Annotated in this window: 20 protein-coding genes; 10 read left to right on the top strand and 10 right to left on the bottom strand. The window is 67.4% G+C overall.

Translation table 11 applies throughout. From position 1 onward, the window contains the following. Positions 1-55 precede the first annotated feature (55 nt). Entirely contained in the window at positions 56-1009 is a 954-nt protein-coding gene (gene dapD / locus AO501_RS12260; protein WP_156452494.1) for a 2,3,4,5-tetrahydropyridine-2,6-dicarboxylate N-succinyltransferase, read from the top strand. Here the strand turns inward: dapD and AO501_RS12255 are convergent. Both AO501_RS12255 and AO501_RS12250 read right to left on the bottom strand, forming a co-directional pair. Further along, entirely contained in the window at positions 970-2274 is a 1305-nt protein-coding gene (locus AO501_RS12255; RefSeq protein ID WP_055577982.1) for an MFS transporter, read from the bottom strand. The genes dapD and AO501_RS12255 overlap by 40 nt on opposite strands. A 112-nt stretch (positions 2275-2386) precedes the next feature. Then, positions 2387-2890, bottom strand: a complete 504-nt coding sequence (locus AO501_RS12250) for a MarR family winged helix-turn-helix transcriptional regulator (protein ID WP_055577981.1) — start codon at positions 2888-2890, stop codon at positions 2387-2389. Between the two features lie 79 nt (positions 2891-2969). On the opposite strand from AO501_RS12250, the gene AO501_RS12245 reads away from it, so the two are divergent. Further along, positions 2970-3215, top strand: a complete 246-nt coding sequence (locus AO501_RS12245; protein ID WP_055577980.1) for a hypothetical protein — start codon at positions 2970-2972, stop codon at positions 3213-3215. 21 nt (positions 3216-3236) lie between these two features. Here the strand turns inward: AO501_RS12245 and AO501_RS12240 are convergent, their stop codons facing one another. The 6 genes from AO501_RS12240 to AO501_RS12215 form a co-directional block, all read right to left on the bottom strand. Continuing rightward, positions 3237-4640: an acyl-CoA synthetase gene (locus AO501_RS12240; RefSeq protein WP_055577979.1), complete on the bottom strand. Its 1404-nt coding sequence runs from the start codon at positions 4638-4640 to the stop codon at positions 3237-3239. Between the two features lie 10 nt (positions 4641-4650). Then, complete coding sequence (locus AO501_RS12235) at positions 4651-5463, bottom strand: esterase/lipase family protein (protein WP_231752461.1); 813 nt, start codon at positions 5461-5463, stop codon at positions 4651-4653. A 2-nt stretch (positions 5464-5465) separates the two neighbouring features. Then, a complete protein-coding gene (locus AO501_RS12230; protein ID WP_055577978.1) occupies positions 5466-6374 on the bottom strand; it encodes an alpha/beta fold hydrolase in 909 nt (302 codons plus the stop codon). A gap of 115 nt (positions 6375-6489) precedes the next feature. Beyond that, positions 6490-6699, bottom strand: a complete 210-nt coding sequence (locus AO501_RS12225; RefSeq protein ID WP_055577977.1) for a hypothetical protein — start codon at positions 6697-6699, stop codon at positions 6490-6492. 100 nt (positions 6700-6799) lie between these two features. Beyond that, positions 6800-9055 carry a CaiB/BaiF CoA transferase family protein gene (locus AO501_RS12220; protein WP_055577976.1) on the bottom strand — a complete coding sequence of 752 codons (2256 nt, stop codon included), beginning with the start codon at positions 9053-9055 and terminating at the stop codon, positions 6800-6802. Next, entirely contained in the window at positions 9052-10518 is a 1467-nt protein-coding gene (locus AO501_RS12215; RefSeq protein ID WP_055577975.1) for an aldehyde dehydrogenase family protein, read from the bottom strand. The genes AO501_RS12220 and AO501_RS12215 overlap by 4 nt, the downstream gene beginning before the upstream one ends. Before the next feature lie 170 nt (positions 10519-10688). On the opposite strand from AO501_RS12215, the gene AO501_RS12210 reads away from it, so the two are divergent. The 8 genes from AO501_RS12210 to AO501_RS12175 are packed head-to-tail and all read left to right on the top strand — an operon-like array spanning position 10689 to position 17394. Further along, positions 10689-11891 (top strand): cytochrome P450, encoded by a 1203-nt coding sequence (locus AO501_RS12210; RefSeq protein ID WP_055578011.1) that lies wholly within the window; start codon positions 10689-10691, stop codon positions 11889-11891. 4 nt (positions 11892-11895) lie between these two features. Beyond that, positions 11896-13098 carry an acyl-CoA dehydrogenase family protein gene (locus tag AO501_RS12205; protein ID WP_082658578.1) on the top strand — a complete coding sequence of 401 codons (1203 nt, stop codon included), beginning with the start codon at positions 11896-11898 and terminating at the stop codon, positions 13096-13098. Continuing rightward, positions 13095-13637: an FAS1-like dehydratase domain-containing protein gene (locus tag AO501_RS12200; RefSeq protein ID WP_055577974.1), complete on the top strand. Its 543-nt coding sequence runs from the start codon at positions 13095-13097 to the stop codon at positions 13635-13637. Before AO501_RS12205 ends, AO501_RS12200 begins: the two co-directional genes overlap by 4 nt. Then, positions 13637-14035 carry a Zn-ribbon domain-containing OB-fold protein gene (locus tag AO501_RS12195; RefSeq protein ID WP_055577973.1) on the top strand — a complete coding sequence of 133 codons (399 nt, stop codon included), beginning with the start codon at positions 13637-13639 and terminating at the stop codon, positions 14033-14035. Before AO501_RS12200 ends, AO501_RS12195 begins: the two co-directional genes overlap by 1 nt. Positions 14036-14037: 2 nt before the next feature. Beyond that, complete coding sequence (locus AO501_RS12190) at positions 14038-15153, top strand: acyl-CoA dehydrogenase family protein (RefSeq protein WP_055577972.1); 1116 nt, start codon at positions 14038-14040, stop codon at positions 15151-15153. Next, positions 15150-15602 (top strand): MaoC family dehydratase, encoded by a 453-nt coding sequence (locus tag AO501_RS12185; protein ID WP_055577971.1) that lies wholly within the window; start codon positions 15150-15152, stop codon positions 15600-15602. Before AO501_RS12190 ends, AO501_RS12185 begins: the two co-directional genes overlap by 4 nt. After that, positions 15602-16771: a lipid-transfer protein gene (locus tag AO501_RS12180; protein ID WP_055577970.1), complete on the top strand. Its 1170-nt coding sequence runs from the start codon at positions 15602-15604 to the stop codon at positions 16769-16771. The genes AO501_RS12185 and AO501_RS12180 overlap by 1 nt, the downstream gene beginning before the upstream one ends. Positions 16772-16779: 8 nt before the next feature. Then, on the top strand, positions 16780-17394 hold the full coding sequence (locus AO501_RS12175; protein WP_055577969.1) for a TetR/AcrR family transcriptional regulator: 615 nt from the start codon (positions 16780-16782) through the stop codon (positions 17392-17394). A gap of 110 nt (positions 17395-17504) precedes the next feature. Here AO501_RS12175 and AO501_RS12170 read toward each other — a convergent pair whose 3' ends face one another. Further along, positions 17505-18461 (bottom strand): proline dehydrogenase family protein, encoded by a 957-nt coding sequence (locus tag AO501_RS12170; RefSeq protein ID WP_055577968.1) that lies wholly within the window; start codon positions 18459-18461, stop codon positions 17505-17507. Beyond that, positions 18461-20092 carry an L-glutamate gamma-semialdehyde dehydrogenase gene (gene pruA, locus AO501_RS12165; RefSeq protein WP_055577967.1) on the bottom strand — a complete coding sequence of 544 codons (1632 nt, stop codon included), beginning with the start codon at positions 20090-20092 and terminating at the stop codon, positions 18461-18463. Before pruA ends, AO501_RS12170 begins: the two co-directional genes overlap by 1 nt. Between the last annotated feature and the right edge of the window lie 10 nt (positions 20093-20102).

The following is a 20102-nucleotide window of genomic DNA, read 5'->3' as shown; positions in this document are numbered from 1 at the left end:
CACTCGCAGGGGCTGTTGGATGCGATTCCGCGTCTGCTCGCCGGCCAAAGTAGCCTTGACGACCGTGACTGGAGCTGCAGGTATTGGCCTGGCGACCCTCGCCTCCGACGGATCTGTCCTGGACGCATGGTTCCCCGAACCCGAACTGATCGAATCGGAGACCACCGCGACCACGCGGCTGGCATTGTCGGATCTGCCGGCGGTGCTGGGTGCGCTCGTCGGGCGCGACGACGACCGGCAGACCGAGACGATCGCGATCCGCACGGCGATCGGCTCGCTGGACGATGCGGCCGCCGACGCCTACGACGCCTACCTGCGCCTGCATCTGTTGTCGCATCGCCTGGTGGCGCCGCACGGGCTGAACGCCGGCGGCTTGTTCGGAGTATTGACCAATGTGGTGTGGACGAACCGGGGCCCTTGCGCGGTCGAAGGCTTCGAAGCGGTGCGGGCGCGGTTGCGCCGACTCGGACCGGTGACGGTCTACGGCGTCGACAAATTCCCCCGCATGGTCGACTACGTGCTGCCTTCGGGGGTGCGCATCGCCGACGCCGACCGGGTCCGGCTCGGCGCCCACCTGGCCCCGGGGACCACGGTCATGCACGAGGGCTTCGTCAACTTCAATGCCGGAACCCTGGGCGCGTCCATGGTGGAGGGCCGCATCTCGGCGGGCGTCGTGGTGGGTGACGGTTCCGACATCGGCGGCGGCGCGTCCATCATGGGCACGTTGTCCGGCGGAGGCGCCGAGGTCATTTCGATCGGCGAGCGTTGCCTACTGGGAGCCAACGCCGGATTGGGCATCTCACTGGGCGACGACTGCGTGGTGGAGGCGGGCCTGTACATCACCGCCGGCACCAAGGTCAGCACGCCGGAAGGCGAATCGGTCAAGGCCCGGGAGCTGTCGGGCGGCAACAACCTGCTCTTCCGCCGCAATTCGCTGACCGGTGCGGTGGAGGTGGTGTCGCGCGACGGTCAGGGCATCGAGCTCAACGCGGAACTGCACGCCAACTGAGCCGGCTCGGCAAGGATGATTCCGTGGGTTTCGGGCAGCAGATAGGTCGCGGCCAGGCTGACCAGCGCCAGGGTCGCCATCATCAGGCCGATCGCCCAGCTCCCGTAATCCGCTGACAGCGGACCGGCGATCAGCGGGGGTACCGCACCGCCGAGGACGCCGGCGAGGTTGATCGCCAGCGCGGTGCCGGTATAGCGGTACCGGGTCGGGAACAGTTCCGGGACGAACGAGGCGACGGGGCCGAACACCGCGCCGTCGACGACGAACAACCCGGCGATCGCGACCGCGAACAGGGTGACGTTTCCCGAGTCGATGAGCGGCATCACCAGCAACGCCCACGGAACACCCACCGACCAGCACACCAGAAGGACCCGGCGCCGCCCGAACCGATCGCACAGCGTCGACGTGAGCACTGCCGAGGCAATGCACGTCAACCCGCCCAGCGCGCCGACCAGCAGGATGACGTTGCGCGAGTAGCCCAGATGCGTGTGGGCATAGGCGGTCAGGTAAGTGCTGGCGAGGTAGACCAGGCCGAAACAGCCCAGGACGGAGCCGGCGGCCAGCACCACCTCACGCCGCTGCAGATGCAACACTTCCGCGAAAGGCGTTGGGGCCGTGAGATTATGGGACTCCTGCCGGGCAAATACCGGCGTTTCGCTGAGGTTCAGGCGCACGTAGAGGGCGATCGCGATCAGGACCCCGCTGAACAGGAACGGGATGCGCCACCCCCATGTCATGAACGCCGAACTGCCCTCGCCGATGGTGAAATTCACCCCGAGGAAGGTCAGGCTGGTCAGCATCAGCGCGATCCCGCCGCCGACGACGGTGAACATGCCGTAGCGGCCGCGCCGGCCCGCCGGAGCCGTCTCCGCGCTCAGCAGGGCCGATCCTGCCCACTCACCGCCGACCGCGAATCCCTGCAGCAGCCGCAAGGTGATCAGGATCAGCGGAGCCGCCACGCCCACCGTCGCGCTCCCGGGCACCAGGCCGACCGTCACGGTGGAAAGCGCCATGATCAACAAGGTGGCGACCAGAGTTCTCTTGCGTCCCAGTCGATCTCCGAAATGCCCGAAGACGGCGGCACCGAGTGGGCGGGACAGGAAGGCGGTGGCGAATGTTCCCATCGACGCGACCGTGGCCATCATCGGGCTCAGATGCGGATAGAAAACGGTGGGAAACACCAGCGCTGCGGCGGTGCCGTAGATGAAGAAGTCGTAGTACTCGACCGTCGAGCCGACCAGGCAGGCGAGGGCCACCCGTCGCATGGGCGAGGCGCAGGGGTCGGCAGCGAAGGAACGCATAGCGGTCGAGACTATGGCGTCAAACCCGCCAGACGCCGTGAAAATGCTGCGAAAATGCTGGGGCTTACGGCGCGTGCTATCCCCAGAGCCTGGGTGATTTGTACACGTTGCTGGGGTCGTAGTCGATTCCTGCCGTCGCCACGTCGCCGACCGCGTGCAGCAGCCGCTGCAACTCGGCGAGACCGGATTCCCCGACGCGCCCGGCGATTGCGTGGTCGAGCTCGGCCGCCGCGCGCCGGCGGGCGGTGACGTACTCGATCGCCTTCGGCGTTAGCACCACCACCTTCTCGCGCTGGTCGGTCGCCGATACCTCGGTCTCCACGTAGCCGTCGCGGCGCAGTTCGCCGACGAGTTTGCTGGCCGCCTGGCGCGAGACGTCGAATTGTCGTCCGATCTCCGAGATCGTCATCGGCCCGGGCTGCGCATAAAGGGCGAACACGTAGTTCATCGCGAAGCGTCGCTCCGGGAACCCGGCCGCTTCCATATCGGTGTCGAGCCGAGTGACGTAACTCCACCAGGCCATCCGCATGTTCTGACCGAGTTCGGTCTGCGGTGAGCGCGACGTCTGCTCGTCAACCATTATTGACAAGCTACCGGACCAGGGCCTAACGTGGTGATTGTCAACTACGATTGACAATTATTTGAGAAGGGAGCACGAAATGTCGAACATCCGTACCTTGTCGGCGGGGGTGCTGTGTGCCGCCGGACTGTCCCTGGCGGCCGCCCTGGGAGGTCCCGCGGTGGCCGCGGCCGCCCCCGGCCAGCCCAACATCGGACCGATGCATTCACCGGTCGCGCCGATGCGCCCCACTCCGCCGCCGACGCACCCGATCTACCACTACACCGACGATCTGACCCACCCGGTCTGGTCGGTCACCCATCCATTCTGGGCACTGGTCCCGTAGCCGCAGCCAGGGTCACGCCGGTCAACCTTCGGCGAGCAACTGCTTTTTCAGCACCTTGCCCAGCGCGTTGCGGGGCAGCGAGGAGACGAAGCGCACCTCGCGCGGCCGCTTGTGCACCGAAAGCTGTTGCGCGACAAAGTTGATCAGCTCGTCTGCATCCGCGGAGCCGACCACGTACGCAACGATCCGCTGCCCCAGGTCCTCATCCGGCGGCCCGACCACCGCGACTTCGTCCACACCGGGATGCCCGAGCAGCACGGTCTCGATCTCCCCCGCGCCGATCCGGTAGCCGCCGGACTTGATCAGGTCGACGGACTCGCGCCCCACGATGCGGTGCATGCCGCCACTGTCCACAACCGCCACGTCGCCGGTGCGGTACCAGCCGTCGGGGTCGAACGCCTCGGCGGTGGCCTCGGGCCGGTTCAGGTAGCCGTTGAACAGCGTCGGGCCCCGAACGAGGAGCTTGCCGACGGTTTCCGCGTCGTGGGGCACCGGCTCACCGTGGTCGTCGATCAGCCGCGTCTGCACGCCGGCCAAGGGCAGACCCACCCAGCCCGGACGCCGTTCCCCGTCGGCGCGCGTGGACAACGTGATCAGCGACTCCGATGCGCCGTAGCGTTCGATGAGCCGGTGCCCGGTCAACTGCTCGAGTCGCTCGAACACCGGGACGGGCAGCGCCGCGCTGCCGGATACCAGCAGACGGGCCGGCCGCAGCGCTTCGGCGGCGGCGGCGTCGGCCGCCACCCGCGACCACACCGTCGGCACCCCGAAGTACAACGTCCCGCGAGCGGCAGCGTAGCCGCCCGGCGTCGGTTTTCCGGTGTGCACGAAGCGATTTCCCACCCGCAGGGACCCGAGCATGCCGAGCACCAGACCGTGGATGTGATAGAGCGGCAACCCGTGCACCAACACGTCGTCCGGTGTCCACTCCCACGCGTCGGCCAGCGCGTCGAGGTCTGCGGCGATCGCTCGCCGGCTGACTTGCACGCCCTTGGGCAATCCGGTGGTGCCCGATGTGTACACCACCATCGCCACCGACTCCGGTGACGGCTCGGCGTACCGGTGCCAGGATCGCGCGTGCAGCCGAACCGGGATGTGCGGCAAGCCTTCTGGATCCTCCGGCGTCGGCCCGAGCCATGCCTGGGCGCCGGAGTCGGTGAGCATGTGGCGGCGCTCGGCCACGCCGACGTCGGCCGGCACCGGGACGACGGGCACACCGGCGATCAGGCACCCGGTGATCGCCAGCACCGTCGATGCGGTCGGTGCGGCCAACACGGCCACCCTGTTGGCGCCGGCCACCCGTTCGGCGACCGACGTCGCGGCGCCGACCAGATCACTGCGACTGAGGGTGAACCCGTCGATGCTGACCGCGTCGGGGATGTCGGTGGCGGTGACGGCCGAGGGATTCAGCGAGCTCAGCAACACGTCTGGGAGGCTACCCGTGCGGCTTGGGGAACAACGGACGCAGTGCCGCCGGCGGCCTGAAAGGGGCCCAACTGCCGGCCGGTTGCGCCAGCCGGTCCGCGATCGCCCAGACGGTGGCCGGGTGATGGCCGTACCCGATGTGACTGCTGAGCACCTCGATGTTCTCCGCACGGTCGGACGCGGCATCGACACACGTCTGCCACGCGACCATGCCGTCATAGCGCGAGTAGATCGACGTCGCCGGCACCTGCAGGGGCTCGTTCTCCATCGACAGCGGCAGCTCGTGCCGTTCCGCGTGCAGGCGCGCGAACAGGTTGAAGTGGCGCGCGGCCCGGGATTGGCCTTCGTGCTGCATGCGGTACGGGCTGCCGAGGGTGATCACCTGGCGGACCGCCGACGGACTGCGGCGGGCCAGCCGGCGCGCGAAGATGCCGCCCAGGCTCCAGCCGATCAGGCTGACCGGAGCGTTATACCGGTCGTGCAGCTCGTCGAGAAGCGCGGTCATACCGGCGACCACCTTGGTCGTCGGCCCGACGTTGACGCCGAGCCCCCACCCGTGCGCCTGATAACCGAGGCGGGTCAGCAGGCGGCGCAGGGTCCAGGTGGTGCCGTCGCCGGCGAGCAGGCCGGGCAGCACCAGCACGGGATGCCCGTCGCCGGCCGGGAGCGCGCGCCGCAGCGGCAGCGCGGCGACCAATTGGCCGTACTCGATCACGGCGCGCGGGACGTCGGTGAGCCAGAGGCCCACTCCCGGGGCCACGGCAGTGGTGTGGCCGGACCACACGGGACGGTCCACGCCCGGGTCGGCGGCGTCGGCCAGCATGATCAAGCCTCCTCGTCCCAGACCTTCATCAGGGTGGCCAGAATCTCCTCGCCGCGGCCCAGACCGGCGAGATGACTTTCGCCGGGGAGATGGAACAGCTCGGCGTTGGGCAACCGCGACACGACGTGCTCGCCGTGGGAGAACGGGATGATGTGGTCGTGGTCGCCGTGCCACCAGCGGACCGGGACCGTGACTTCGTCGAGCCGGAATCCCCAGTCGCGGGCGAAGACGATCACGTCGTTGAACGGCGCCGCGAGCTGCTTGCGGCTGCCGTTGAGCAGGTCGTCGAGGAACATCGCCTTGAATTCGGGCCGGGTGAGCAGATGCCGGTCGGCCTCGGGTGAGAGCAGGGCGTAGACGTCGAGCGCCGGGGACGCGATCGGGCGCGCGGCGCGGATCATCAGGCTCGCCCCCAGCCGCAGCGGATTACCGCCCAGCCTCAGCAACGGCGCGACCCGCAGCCCGAGGTTCATCAGGCCGCCGCTGATCGCGTCGGGGCCCTGGGTCGGCGCCACACCGCCGAGCACTCCGGCAGCGACGACCCGATCGGCCAGCCCGGCGGCGCAGGCGAGCGCGTACGGACCCCCGCCGGACAATCCGACGACGGCCATCTTGTCGATGCCCAGGGTGTCGGCGATTGCGCGCAGGTCGTCGGCGAACGCGGCGACGGCCTCGTACTGATAGGGGGTCGACGAGCCGATCCCGGGCCGGTCGACGCCGATCAGACGGACATTGTGGTGGTCGGCGTAGACGCGGGCCTCGGTCGGGATCTGCCGGCGCGCGCCCGGTGTGCCGTGCAGCCAGAAGACCGCGCGTCCCTGCGGCGCGCCGAATTCGGCGAAACCGATCTGGCGGTCTTCACCGACGGCGATGCTTCCTTCGATCTTGGGGCGGGCGATCGCGACAACCATGCCGTGCAGCTTGTCATGCGGACGGGTCGCGATGCACCCCTTTCGCCCCGTTTCGGAACGTGATATCCGATACACTTTTGCATCAGATTACGGATCGGCGCAGTTCAGAGCCTCGTCAGTCGTTGGCCAGGTAGACGACGCGATACCACCGCCGGGGCGGCTGCACGCTGGAATCCGACTCCTCCAACGGCGTGGCACCCGCCAGTCGGATGTCGGTCAGCTGCGGGTTCTGCATGCGGATGTAGTCCTCCAGCTGCGCGTCCCGCGCGTCTTCGCCGAGGGCACTGTCCGCAATGGCCTTACCCTCGCATCTCTTCCACGTCACTCCGTCACGTTAGATCGCGCCCAACCCGCACGCCGAGCGTGCGGCTGGCTTCACCCTCGCCGCCGACTGTGCAGCCAGCTTCACGCTCGGCGCTGGAACGTCAGCCGCCGAGCACCCGCTCCCCGATCACCCGTTGCTCCCGCAGGGCGGCCAGGTCGTCGTCGGACAGGCCCAGGCCGCGCAGGATCTCGTCGTTGTGCCGGCCCAATGTCGCCGCGCCCGTGCGGTGGTGGCCGGCCGGTCCCGGCACTATGCGAAACGGCCAGCCGGGATATCGCCGCGGCCCGGTGACCGGATGGTTGAACTCTTCGTAGAACCGCCGGGCGTCGAGTTGCGCGAAGTCGTACATCCGATCGCCGGTGGCCAGCCGCTCGGCCGGGATTCCTTGCGCGCGAAGCGTTTCAACGACTTTATCGGCCGTCTGGGTGCCGGTCCAACTCCCGACCAGCTCGTCGAACATGTCGTGATCGAGCACCCCCTCATCGGGTACCGACACCGCGACCCACACGTCCTCGTCGACCGTCGGGTACACACCCTGCAGGTAGCCCCTCATCCGGTTGCCCGCACGAGGCCGGACCGCGCCGGTCATCGAGTACTCGATAACCGGTTCGGCGGTGACGCACGCGGCGACCTCGATCTGGGCGATCTCGATCAATTGGCCCTCGCCGGTCCGGCGCCGGTGCTCCAGGGCTGCCAGCAGCGCCACCGCGGCGTGCACACCGACGACGGGATCGGCCGGCCCCTGCAGATTGCACGGCGGCCCGTCGGGATAGCCGGTGGCGGCGGTCATCCCGGACGTCTGTTCGATGTTCAGCGCCCACCCGACGTAGTCGCGCCACGGGCCTTCCAGCCCGAAGCCCGGCATGCGGACCGCGATCACGTCCGGCTTTATCGCGATCAGCGACGCGTAGTCCAGACCGAACTGTTCCACCACGCGCGGGGAGAAGTTCTCCACGACGATGTCGGCGTCGGCGGCCAGGCGGCGGGCGATCTCACGTCCCCGCTGCGACGTCAGGTCCAGGGTGATGTCCCTCTTGTTGAGGTTGGTGGCCTGCCACAGGGCGCTGCGCTCGTACCAGTCCTCGCCTTCGAAGGGATAGGCGCCCGAATAGCGGTGCCCGTCGGGTCGCTGGATCGACTCGACCTTGACGACGTCGGCGCCGAAGGCGCCCAGGTAGCAGGTGAGATAGGCACCGGCCCAGAAGGTGCTCAGGTCCAGCACCCGCAGCCCGGCGAAGGGCATCAAATCCGGTGCCGGCGAGAAAGACTCGGCGCGACCGGACCATGCGGCCCTTGCACCGGGCCGGGGCGCCGGACGGGACGGCCCGACCGGGGTCTTCGACATCCGGAACGGCGCGCCGGGTCGGCGGAAACCGGCGGTCTCGAGGAAGAAGCCCCGCTTGGCGTACTGCGGGCAGTCCAGCACGGTGGCGCCGTCGTTGACCGGTGCGGCCGGGATGCGCATGGCTTGACACAGCTCGACGGTCTCGGCGACGGTGCGCTCTGCCAGCAGCGGCTCCGCCTCGGCGAAGAACGCCGCGCGTTCGGGACCGCCGAGCATGATCGCGATCTGGTGTTCGGCGTACTCGGTCAGCCCGAGCATCGCGCACACGTCGAGCCAGTGTTGCCCGGTCAGACAGTTGATTCCCACCCAGCCGTCGGCCGCGGCCACCACGCCCAGCATCGGCGCGGACCGCACATTCGGCGGCAGCCCCAGACTGCGCATCCGCTCGGCCATCAACATCGGGTATGGCAGCGTGGACAGCAGCGACTCGAACTCGGACACGTCGACCACGCGGCCGGGACCGCCGAGCCGCAGCGCCGTCAACGCGCCCAGCGCGGCGTAGGCGCCCGCGATGTACTCCGATATCCGTGCGCCGGCCTGCACCGGCGCGCGCCGCGGGTCGCGCGCACTGATCCAGCCAGACACCGCCTGCATGGTCAGCGGGGTGGCGGACCGGTCCCGCCACGGGCCGGTCTGTCCGAAGTGAGAAATGCTGACCTGGACCAGGTTCGACGACGCGGGCACCAGCCCCGACGCCGCAAGCGTGCCGGGGGGTAGGTTCTCGATCAGGACATGCGCGCCGGCGATCAGCTCGCGGGCGGCCTCCTGCCCGGCCGGTGTCCCGAGATCGAGTGTGGCGCCGCACTTGCCGGCGTTGAGGTACTCGAACAACCCGCCCTGTTCCCCGGTTACGCCGACGGGGAAGGGCCCCCAGCGCCGCAACGGATCGCCCTCGGGCGCTTCGATTTTGATGACCTCAGCGCCCAGATCGACGAAAAGCTTTGCGGCGTAAGGCCCGGAGATCTGAGTGGCGATTTCGACGACATGGAGCCCCGTGAGGGGTCCACTCACGCGGGAACCCCGATCGCCATTTGCTCCATGTACTGGTAAACCCCGCCGATGCCGCCGCCCTCGCGACCCAGACCGCTGAGCTTGAAACCACCGAAGGGCGCGGCGCCGGGCCCGCACCCGTTGACCGCGACCTGCCCGGTCCGGATGCGGCGGGCGACGCCCACCGCGCGATCCACGTCGCCACCCCACACCGAGCCGGACAGGCCGTAACTGGAGTTGTTGGCGATCGCGACCGCGTCGTCCTCGTCGCGGTACCGCAGCACGCTCAGCACCGGCCCGAAGACTTCTTCCTGCGCGATCGCGAAGTCAGGCTCGACGCCGGTCAGGATCGTCGGCTCGAAGTAGAAGCCGGTGTCCAGGCCGGCCGGGCGGCCGCCGCCGGTGGCCAGGCTGGCGCCCTCGCCTAACGCCCCGGCGACGTGCGCTTCGACCCGGCCGCGCTGCGCGTCGCTGATCAACGGACCCATCTGCACGTCGAGGTCGGTCGGGTCGCCGACATTCACCGCCCGCGCCAATGTGACCAGTCGTTCCACGACGTCGTCGTGCAGCGAATCGGGTACCAAGAGCCTGCTCTGCAGAATGCAGGCCTGCCCGGAATGCAGTGAGCAACAGTCGAACAGCATCTGCTGCAACATATCGTCGGTGACCTCGGCGTCGTCGAGGATGATGCAGGCGGACTTGCCACCGAGCTCCAGCAGCAGCCGCTTCAGCGAGTCTCCCGCCGCGGACATGACCTGGCGGCCGACAACGGTACTGCCGGTGAAGCTGACCATGTCGATCCGCGGATCGGTGGTGAGCAGTTGGGCCGCCTCGATGCCCGACGGGGTGACGACATTGATCACGCCGGGCGGAAAGTCGGTGTGCTCGTCGATGATTCGGGCGAGGGCCAACCCGGCCAGCGGTGTCAGCGGGGACGGCTTGAGGACGACGGTGTTGCCCGCGGTCAGCGCGTGATTGAGCTTCATGACATTGAGCAGGTGCGGGAAGTTCCACGGCGTCAGGACCGATACGACGCCCAGCGGGACGTGACGCAGCACCGTCTTTCCGGCACCGATCCCGGTGACCGTCTCGTCGGCCAGTTGCGTGGCAAGTTGCGCGGAGTGCATGGACATGAACGCCCCGCCGTCGATCTGCATCATCCGCTCGTTGGCGGTGCAGCCCCACTCCACCTGGGACAGCGCGAAGAAGTCGTCCGCGTACTTCAGCAGTGCGTCGCCGAGCTGGCTCAGGCAGTTTCCGCGCTCCTCCGCACTCATGGTGGCCCACGGCCCTTCGTCGAATGCCCGGCGCGCGGCATCGACCGCGGCACTGACCTGGCCGACGCTCGCGTCCGGCGCGGTGGCGATGACCTGCTCGGTGGACGGCGAGATGTCGTCGTAGCGGCCGTTTTCTGGCTCCACCCAACGGCCGTCGATGTAGAGCTGATAGGTGTCGATCAGTCCGGTGGGCGGTAGTTCGGCCATCTGCTTCCTCACCCTAAAAGTCGGTCATCTACCAACCTGGTGTACACCCGCCGAGACTCGGGGTCAATCATAGCCCCGCGTTGAATTGCGCTCCATTTCAATGTGTTGCCCGTATGTTGACATCGGTGCGCGCCTCAGAGTAGACACGATCCACAGGACACTTCATGTCGATGTGTCGGATCGCAGGGAGGCTCGCCGTGCTCACCGATGCTCCGCTGCACTCCCCCGATTTCTATGCCGGTGACCCCTACCCGGCGTACCGGGAGCTGCGCGCGACCTCCCCGGTGCACTGGAACGACGTGACCGAATTCTGGGCCCTGTTGAAGTACGAGGACATCCGCTACGTCTCGAGCAACCCGGCGCTCTTCACCTCGACCAAAGGCATCTCGATACCGGATCCGAACGTGCTCAACCCGGTTCAGGAGGGCAACCTCATCTTCACCGATCCGCCGCGGCACCGGCAGATGCGCAAGCTGATCAACTCGGGCTTCACCAGGCGGCGTGTGGCGGTGCTCGAACCGAAGATCCGCGAAATCGTGCGCGGCATCCTCGATCAGGTGGAACCCGGCTCCGTGCACGAATTCGCCGAGGAGATCGCGGCTCCGTTGCCCACCAGGATGATCGCCGAGCTGATCGGCGCTCCGGCACAGGACTGGGAGCAGTTCCGCGCCTGGTCGGACGCCGCCACCGGCACGGCCGATCCCGAGATCGAACTCGACGCATTCGTGGCGATCGGTCAGCTGTTCGAATACTTTCAGAAGCTCATCGCCGCACGCCGTGTCGAACCGCGTAATGACCTGCTGTCGGTACTGGCCGAAGCCGAGATCGACGAACACCGGCTCACCGACGAGGACCTGCTGAATTTCTCGTTCCTGCTACTCGTCGCCGGAAACGAGACCACCCGCAACCTGATCGCCCTGGGCACCCTCGCATTGATCGAGCACCCCGACCAATGCCGGTTGCTGATCGAGGACCCGACGCTGATCCCCGGCGCCGTCGAGGAGATGCTGCGGTGGACCAGCCCGGTGGTCAGCATGTCGCGGGTGGCGACGACCGATACCGAGATTCGTGGCCGGCTGATCCGCGCGGGTCAGGTGGTCACCATGCTGTACGGGTCGGCCAACCGGGACGAGGATGTGTTCGGCGCCGACTCCGAAGAGTTCAAGGTGACGCGTCACCCCAACCCGCACATCGCGTTCGGGTGCGGCGAACACTCGTGCATCGGAGCGCAATTGGCACGGCTGGAAGCCACCGTGTTCTTCGAGGAGTTGTTGCGTCGCTATCCCCGGCTCGAACTGGTCGGCGACGTCGACCGCATGAAAGCCACCATGGTGCCGGGGGTCAAGCGGATGCCCGTGCGGCTGGGGGTCTGAGCCGGTGCACCTCGAGTACACACCCGAGCAGGAGCAGTTGCGCGCCGAGATGCGCGCGACGCTGGAGCGGGTGATGACGCCTGAGCGCATAGCGGCGATCGGCGACAACATCGAAGGCGGTCCCGCGGTGCGCGACACCGTGCGCGCGCTGGCGCAGGCCGATCTGCTCGGCGTCGGGTGGCCTGAAGAGTATGGCGGACGCGGCTTCTCGGCGATCGAGCAATTCATCTTCTCCGAGGAGGCCCGCCGGGTGGGCGCACCGATCCCGTTGGTGACGCTCAATACGGTGGGCCCGACGCTGATGCAGCAAGGCACCGAGGAACAGAAGCGACGGTTTCTGCCGGCCATCCTCGACGGCAGCGTCGAGTTCGCCATCGGTTACTCCGAACCCGGGGCGGGCAGTGATCTGGCGTCGGTGCGCACCACCGCGGTCCGTGACGGTGACGAGTACGTGATCAACGGCCAGAAGATGTTCACCAGCGGCGCCGCCTATGCCGACTACATCTGGCTGGCGGTCCGCACCGATCCGAATGCCAAGAAGCACAAAGGTATTTCGATCCTCATCGTGCCCACCTCCTCGCCCGGTTTCTCCTGGCAACCCCTGCACACCATGCCCGGCATCTCCACCTTTTACACGTTCTACGACAACGTCCGGGTACCGGTGAGCGCGCTGGTCGGCGAAGAGAACCAGGGGTGGCAGCTGATCACCACCCAGCTGAACTTCGAACGCGCCGCGCTGGGCAACCTCGGCGCGCTCGAGCCGCTGTTCGAAAGGACCCTACGGTGGGCCACCGACACCGAACTCGACGGCGCCAGGGTGATCGACCAGCCCTGGGTGCAGCAGGCTCTGGCCCGGGTCGAAGCACAGGTCGCCGCCTACAAACTGGTCAACCTGCGAGTGAACGCCGCGATGACCAAGGGCATCCTCAACATGGGTGAAGCGTCGGCGGCCAAGGTGTTCGGCACCGAACTCACCCAGCAAGTAGCCCGGCAGCTGCTGGAAGTGTTGGACGGCAACGGGATACGGCGCGGGGCGCAGGCGCCGCTGCGAGGCGCGCTGGAATCCGCCTATCGGCAGGCCGTCATCAACACCTTCGGGGGCGGCGCCAACGAGATTCAGCGTGACATCATCGCCATGGCCGGCCTGGGCATGCCACGGGCACCGCGTGATCTTCGAGCAACCGAGAAATCAGGAGGATCTCAGTGACAGACGCTGAGCTGCAAGCCAAGGTGCGGGCACTGGTCGGCCAGCCCACCGGCGGAACCGGAAAGCCCCAGCTGGCGCCCGATCCGGTCAATCAGCCGATGATCCGGCACTGGGCCTATGCGCTCGCTGATTTCAATCCCGTCTACATCGACCCGGATTTCGCGGCGACGTCGAGGTTCGGTGGCATCGTGTCGCCGCCGGTCATGCTGCAGACCTGGATCATGCCCTCCCCGAAGCTGGAGGGTATCGGTGACCGCGGCGGCGCCCCGGTCGAAATCAAGTCCAATCCAACGGCTTTCCTGGACGAGGCCGGCTACACCAGCACGGTGGCCACCAATTCGGAGTTCGAGATCGAACGCTATCCGAAGCTGGGCGATGTGATCAGCTCGACTGCCGTGTACGAATCGGTCTCCGACGAGAAGACGACGGCGTTGGGCACCGGTTTCTTTCTGACCTGGTTGACCACCTATACCGATCAGCACGGTGAAGTGCTTGGCCGGCAACGATTCCGGGTCCTTCGATTCAGGCCGGCCAACTGATGGCCACCCGACTGCCGCCGACGATCAGCCCCGACACCGAGTTCTTCTGGAACGGGTTGCGGGACAACAAGCTCCTGATCCAGCGCTGCAGCGGCTGCGGTGCGCTGCGCCACCCGCCCCGGCCGATGTGTCCGCACTGCCGCTCGCTGGAGTGGGAGCCCATCGAGTCATCAGGCCGGGGCACCGTCTACAGCTACGTGATGCCGCACGAGCCACGGTTCCCGTTCTTCGACTACCCCTACGTGGTGGCGCTGGTGCAACTCGAGGAAGGCATCCGGTTGGTCTCCAACCTGACCGACATCGACCCCGCCGACGTCACCGTCGGAATGCCGGTCGAGGTCTACTTCCAGAATTTCGACAACGATCTGGTGCTGCACCAGTTCCGGCCGAGTAGCTAGCCATGGACTTCACCTTCACCGAAGAGCAGGAGACGGTCGCCAAGCTGGCCCGCGAGTTGTTCGAGCGGCGCGCCACCCCCGACCGGCTGACCGAACTCGAAGCCGGCGTCCGTTATGACGAGGCGCTGTGGAAGGAACTGGGCGCCATCGACCTGCTCGGCACCGCGCTGCCGGAATCGGTGGGCGGAAACGGCGGCGGCTTCCTGGAACTCGGGGTGCTGCTGGCCGAGGTCGGATGGGCCGTGGCCCCGGTGCCGGCCTACGCCACTCTGGCGCTGGGTGCCGATCCCATTGCCCGCCACGGTAGTCCGGACCAACAGCGCCGCTACCTGCCCGACGTGGTGGCCGGCGACCGCATCCTCACCGCGGGCCTGGCCGAACCGGGTCGCTCCGATCCGAGGTTTCCGGCGACCACCGCCCGGCGCGATGGAACGACATGGCGCCTCGACGGGGCGAAGGAACTGGTCCCCGCCGCGCAACTGGCCGACACCCTGCTGATTCCGGCCACTACCGAGGACGGCGACGCAGCGATTTTCCTGGTGGCCACCGACGCTCACGGCGTCGAGGTGCGGCCGGTGCCGACCACCAGCCGCGAGCCGCATGCCGACGTATTTCTGGACGGTGCAGCGGTTTCCGGGCAAGACCGGCTTGACGGTGACATCGAGTCGCTCTACACCCGTGCCCTGATCGCGCTGTGCGCCATTCAGCTCGGCGTCGTCGACCGGGCGCTGCATATCGCCGCCCGCTATACCAGCGAGCGTGAGCAGTTCGGCCGGCCGATAGGCAGCTTTCAGGCCGTGCAGCAGCGGATGGCCGACGCCTTCATCGATGTCGAAGCGATCCGGTGGACCACCTGGCATGCGGCGTGGCTGCTGGCCAACGGGCGACCCGCCGACCGCGCGGCCCGCATCGCCAAATTCTGGGCGGCCGAGGCAGGCGCCCGGGTGGCCGCCACGGCGCAACACGTGCATGGCGGCATCGGGATCGACACCACGTATCCCCTGCACCGCTATTTCCTGTGGGCCAAGCACAACGAACTCACCCTCGGCCCGGCGTCCCAGCAGCTTGCCCACCTTGGCGCGACGTATGGCGCGACGGATTCGGAAGGACCCGCATGACCACCACCGACAGCCGCACCACCACTCTCAGGTGGCAGGACATCTCCGAGGGCGACGAAGTCACCCCGATGGAAATCCCGATCACCACAACGATGATCGTCGCCGGTGCGATCGCTTCCCGGGACTTCATGCCCGTGCATCACGACCGCGACTACGCCAATAAGCAGGGTTCGCCCAACCTGTTCATGAACATCCTGACCAGCAACGGTTACTGCGTGCGATTCCTCACCGATTGGGCCGGGCCCGACGCGATGGTCAAGAAGTTGTCGATTCGCCTTGGCGTGCCGTGTTTTCCGGACGACCCGCTGCGCTTCACGGGCACGGTGACCGGCAAGACCGAAGGCACTGACGGAGAGAACTTCGTCGAAGTGACGTTCCAGGCGGCCAACAGCCTCGGCAACCACGTCTCGGGAACCGCGGTGCTCAGCCTGCTGGACGGAGCCGCCTGATGAGCGGAACCCTGCCCGGCGCGGCCGCCATCGTGGGCATCGGCCAGACGGAGTTCTCGAAGGAATCCGGGCGCAGCGAACTGCAACTGGCGTGCGAAGCGGTCAGCGCCGCGCTCGACGACGCCGGTCTGGCTCCCAGCGACGTCGACGGCATGGTCACCTTCACCATGGACTCCAGCGACGAGATCGACATCGCCCGCAACGTCGGCATCGGCGACCTGAGCTTCTTCAGCCGGGTTCACCACGGCGGCGGCGCGGCGGCGGGCACCGTCGTGCACGCCGCGATGGCTGTCGCGACCGGCGTCGCCGACGCGGTGGTGTGCTGGCGCGCCTTCAACGAGCGCTCCGGCTTCCGCTTCGGCGGCAGCGGCCGCACCGACCTGGGGACCCCGCTGTTCATGGCGCACTACGCGCCGTTCGGACTGCTCACCCCGGCGGCGTGGGTGGCGATGCACGCCCAGCGCTACATGTCGACCTACGGGGTCACCAACGAACACTTCGGGCGCATCGCCGTCGTCGACCGTGCGCACGCCGCCCGCAACCCCGACGCGTGGTTCTACGAGCGCCCGATCACGCTGGAGGACCATCAGAATTCGCGCTGGATCATCGAACCGGTGCTGCGCCTGCTGGATTGCTGCCAGGAGAGCGACGGCGGCGTCGCGCTGGTGATCACCAGCGCCGAACGCGCGCGGGACCTGCGCCAGCCCCCGGCCGTCATCACCGCCGCCGCCCAAGGCGCGGCGGCCAACGGCGAGATGATGACGAGTTACTACCGCGACGACATCACCGGGCTGCCCGAGATGGGCGTCGTCGCCGAGCGGCTGTGGCGCGACTCGGGCCTCAAGCCCGCCGACATCCAGACCGCGTTCATCTACGACCATTTCACCCCATTCGTGTTCACCCAACTGGAAGAGCTGGGCTTCTGCGGCCGAGGCGAGGCGAAGGATTTCGCCACCATCGAAAGGCTCTCGCTGGGTGGCGAATTCCCGATCAACACCAACGGCGGGTTGCTCGGCGAGGCGTACATCCACGGCATGAACGGCATCACCGAAGGCGTTCGTCAGATCCGCGGCACGTCCTACAACCAGGTGCAGCATGTCGAACACGTTCTGGTCACCTCTGGCACGGGTGTACCCACCAGCGGCCTCATCCTGGCCGGCGCCGACTAGGTGCTGTCATGACTCAAGCGCCCACTGGGACCGATACGCGCGAACTCATCCTCGATGCCGCGTATGCGTGTTTCCGTCAACACGGGCTGCTGAAGACGACGATCGTCGACATCGCGCGGGAGGCCAATGTCTCGCGAAGCACGATCTACGAGTACTTCCGGGACAAAGGGGCGATCCTGGAAGCCTGCGCCGAGCACGCCTCCGAGCAGTTCTACCGGGAGATGTCCCGCGCCATGGCCCGCGGCGGTTCACTGGAGGAGAAACTCTGCAACGCAGCGGTTTTCGTCAGCCAGGCGCGGCGCGCCATCGCCTCCGAGGAGTACTTCGACGAAGACGCGATCAGCCTGCTGCTCACCAAGGACGCCGCGGTGCTGCTGCGCGAATGCATCGACTTCTTCGCGCCCTATCTCTCGGCTGCCAAGCTCACCGGCGAGGTACGCAAAGACCTCGATGTGCAGGCGGCCGGAGAATGGTTCGCGCGCATATTGTTCTCCCTGTTCAGCACCGCATCACCGGTGCGGGACATCGACAACCCTGCCGTGGTCGCCGAGTTCGTCAGCGCTTTCGCAGTGCGCGGCTTCGCCAGCGAGCGTCCGGTCCGCGGCGCGTCCCGACCACGCTGAAGGCTGCCCGACCATATCGACTGTGCAGCTACGGCTTTGAGTGTGCAGTGACTGTGCCCAGATCGCGATTCCAGCGCAGTGGCCGCACACTCGACGCAGTGGGCGCACACTCAATGCGCCGATAGCGCCCTCAGGAAGAACGCCAGGTTCGCCGGCCGCTCGGCCAGTCGCCGCATGAAGTAGCCGTACCACTGCGTGCCGAAGGGCACATACACCCGCACCCGGTTGCCATCGCCCGCTAACCGCAACTGCTCGTCGTCCCGGATCCCGTACAGCATCTGGTATTCGTAAGCATCGCAGCCGAATTCGCTTGCCAGGGCAGATACCGCATCGATGATCGCCGGATCGTGGGAAGCCACCATCGGATACCCGCGGCCGGCCATCAGCACGCGCAGGCAGCGCAGATAGGAATCGGTGACGTCGGCGGCGGCCCGATAGGCCACCGAAGCCGGTTCGTCATAAGCGCCCTTGCACAGTCGAACCCGTGCACCCACGGACGCCAACTCGGCGCAGTCACCGGGCGTACGGCGCAGATAAGCCTGCAACACCGTTCCCAGCCAGGGGAAATCGACCCGAAGGTCACCCGAGATCGACAGCGTCGAATCGGTGGTGGTGTGGTCCTCGGCGTCCACCGTGACCCAGGCGCCGACCGCCTCGGCCCGCTCGCAGATGGTGCGGGCATTGTCCAGCGCGATCTTCTGGCCGTCACGATCCAGCGACTGCCCCAGCGCCGACAGCTTCACCGACACCTCCAGCGGACGCACCCCGTCGAACACGCGGTCGTCACGGCGTCCCAGCGCGTCGAGCAGGTCGAGGTACGCCTGCACGGTGGCCGCCGCGCCGTCGGCGTCGGCGACGTTCTCGCCCAGATAGTCGATGCTGATAGAGCGCCCGGAATCACGCAGCGCGGCAACTACTTCCAGCACACCGCTCAACGTCTCCCCCGGCACGAACCGGCGCACCACCCGTTGGGTCAAGGCGGAGCGTTCCACGACATGCCGCAACCTGTCGGCCCGGCTGGCCGCCAGCATCGCCGGGCGCATCGTGTGCGCGAATACCCCGGACATCACTCCGCCGCCATGTGCGGGTAGGTGTGGTCGGTCGCCGGCACGAACGTCTCCTTCAGGGTGCGCGCCGATGTCCAGCGCAACAGGTTCAGCGGTGAACCCGCCTTGTCGTTGGTGCCGGAGCCACGTGAACCACCGAAGGGCTGACGCCCCACCACGGCACCGGTCGGCTTGTCGTTGACGTAGAAATTGCCTGCGGCGAAACGCAACCGGCGCTGGGCGGTCAGCACGGCCTGGCGGTCGTCGGCGATCACCGCTCCGGTCAGCGCGTACCGCGACCCGGTGTCGATCACATCGAGTATCCGGTCGTACTGGTCGTCGGGGTACACGTGCACCGCCAGCAGCGGCCCGAAGTACTCGGTGGCGAACGCCTCATAGGTCGGGTCGTCGGACAGCAGTACGGTGGGGCGCACGAAATAGCCTTCGCTGTCGTCGTATTCGCCACCCACGGCGATAGTGACACCGGCGGCGCCCTTGGCCCGCTCGATGGCGTCGACGTTCTTGGTGAAGGCACGCCGGTCGATCAGGGCGCCGCCGAAGTTGGACAGGTCGGTGACGTCGCCGTAGCGCAGCGACCCCGCGCTGCCCAGAAAATCGTCGCCCATCCGCTGCCACACCGAGTGGGCGATAAACGCCCGCGAAGCCGCCGAGCATTTCTGCCCCTGGTAATCAAACGCACCCCGAATCAGGGCCGTGGTCAACACATCCGGACGTGCCGACGGATGGGCCAGCACGAAGTCCTTTCCACCCGTCTCTCCCACCAGACGCGGATAACTCTGGTAACCAGCGATATTCGCACCGACCTGCTGCCACAGGTGCTGGAACGTCGCTGTCGATCCGGTGAAGTGAATTCCGGCCAGCCGCGAATCATGAAGCGCCACATCCGATACCGCCAACCCGTCTCCGGTCAGCAGATTGATCACACCGGGCGGCAACCCCGCCTCCTCCAGCAGTTGCATGGTCAGGTAGGCCGACAGCGTCTGCGTGATCGACGGCTTCCAGATCACCGTGTTGCCCATCAGCGCCGGAGCAGTCGGCAGGTTGGCGGCGATGGAGGTGAAGTTGAACGGCGTGATCGCGTAGACGAAGCCGTCCAGCGGCCGGTAGTCGCTGCGGTTCCACTCCCCCGGCCCGCTGATGGGCTGCTGCGCCAAAATCTGCTGAGCGAATGCGACATTGAACCGCCAGAAGTCGATCTGCTCGCACGGTGCGTCGATTTCGGCCTGATACACCGACTTCGACTGACCCAGCATGGTGGCGGCCGCGATCCTTTCCCGCCACGGTCCGGCCAGCAGGTCGGCCGCCCGCAGGAACACCGCGGCGCGTTCCTCGAACGGCGTTTCCGCCCACGCTGCTTTGGCGGCACAGGCCGCCTCGATGGCGGCAACAGCGTCCGCGTGTCCGGCGTTGGTCAGCGTCCCCAACGTGGCGGCGTGTCGATGCGGCTTGACCACATTGATCCGCTCACCGGCGCCCATCCGGTGTTCGCCCGCGATCACGTGCGGCAGGTCGATCGGGTGGTCGGTCAGGTCTGTCAGTGCGGCGCGCAGGCGGGTGCGTTCCGGAGACTTCGGTGCGTAGTTGTGCACCGGCTCGTTGGCCGGCAGGGGTACCTGGGTGATCGCGTCCATTCCGTCAGAA

Source organism: Mycobacterium gordonae, assembly GCF_001417955.2.
Taxonomy (GTDB): Bacteria; Actinomycetota; Actinomycetes; order Mycobacteriales; family Mycobacteriaceae; genus Mycobacterium; species Mycobacterium gordonae_B.
The sequence above is the reverse complement of the archived record's forward strand: the minus strand, read 5'-3'. Positions and strand labels throughout refer to the sequence as shown.

Coding starts and splice junctions, on each gene's coding strand:
- AO501_RS12190 (WP_055577972.1), top strand. CDS start 14,038: ATGGACTTCACCTTCACCGAAGAGCAGGAGACGGTCGCCAAGCTGGCC.
- pruA (WP_055577967.1), bottom strand. CDS start 20,092: ATGGACGCGATCACCCAGGTACCCCTGCCGGCCAACGAGCCGGTGCAC.
- AO501_RS12215 (WP_055577975.1), bottom strand. CDS start 10,518: ATGGCCGAACTACCGCCCACCGGACTGATCGACACCTATCAGCTCTAC.
- AO501_RS12180 (WP_055577970.1), top strand. CDS start 15,602: ATGAGCGGAACCCTGCCCGGCGCGGCCGCCATCGTGGGCATCGGCCAG.
- AO501_RS12210 (WP_055578011.1), top strand. CDS start 10,689: ATGTGTCGGATCGCAGGGAGGCTCGCCGTGCTCACCGATGCTCCGCTG.
- AO501_RS12245 (WP_055577980.1), top strand. CDS start 2,970: ATGTCGAACATCCGTACCTTGTCGGCGGGGGTGCTGTGTGCCGCCGGA.
- AO501_RS12250 (WP_055577981.1), bottom strand. CDS start 2,890: ATGGTTGACGAGCAGACGTCGCGCTCACCGCAGACCGAACTCGGTCAG.
- AO501_RS12230 (WP_055577978.1), bottom strand. CDS start 6,374: ATGGTTGTCGCGATCGCCCGCCCCAAGATCGAAGGAAGCATCGCCGTC.
- AO501_RS12195 (WP_055577973.1), top strand. CDS start 13,637: ATGGCCACCCGACTGCCGCCGACGATCAGCCCCGACACCGAGTTCTTC.
- AO501_RS12170 (WP_055577968.1), bottom strand. CDS start 18,461: ATGTCCGGGGTATTCGCGCACACGATGCGCCCGGCGATGCTGGCGGCC.
- AO501_RS12175 (WP_055577969.1), top strand. CDS start 16,780: ATGACTCAAGCGCCCACTGGGACCGATACGCGCGAACTCATCCTCGAT.
- AO501_RS12185 (WP_055577971.1), top strand. CDS start 15,150: ATGACCACCACCGACAGCCGCACCACCACTCTCAGGTGGCAGGACATC.
- AO501_RS12235 (WP_231752461.1), bottom strand. CDS start 5,463: ATGCTGGCCGACGCCGCCGACCCGGGCGTGGACCGTCCCGTGTGGTCC.
- AO501_RS12255 (WP_055577982.1), bottom strand. CDS start 2,274: ATGCGACGGGTGGCCCTCGCCTGCCTGGTCGGCTCGACGGTCGAGTAC.